Annotated in this window: 1 pseudogene; it reads right to left on the reverse strand. The window is 38.0% G+C overall.

What is annotated here, in order from left to right:
- Positions 1-168: 168 nt before the first annotated feature.
- A pseudogene (locus ACFIO5_RS11665) lies at positions 169-292 on the reverse strand (peptidylprolyl isomerase); the annotation flags it as partial.

Genomic DNA, 292 nt, shown 5'->3' on the forward strand with positions numbered 1-292 from the left:
TGAAGGAAGCTCCTGTATATTTTGAGGAAACAAACGAGATATTTCTAAAGCCACACTATGCTTTCCACGACAATAGATGAAATGACCGCCGATAAATGCCCTGTGTCAAACAACTGCTAGGCTTTTTGAATAAAACCAATCTATCAAATCGCCTAGCTTTCAAAGATGCTATTCTGCTTCTTCTTCATCGGATGTCTCATCCGAAAGCGGCGCTTCATTTTGATTAAGCGATTGCATGAGTTTTGTAACATTAGGATCAGGATATTTTACATCTATCTTTTTACGCAAATCA

The organism is Bartonella sp. AA86SXKL (assembly GCF_042196885.1).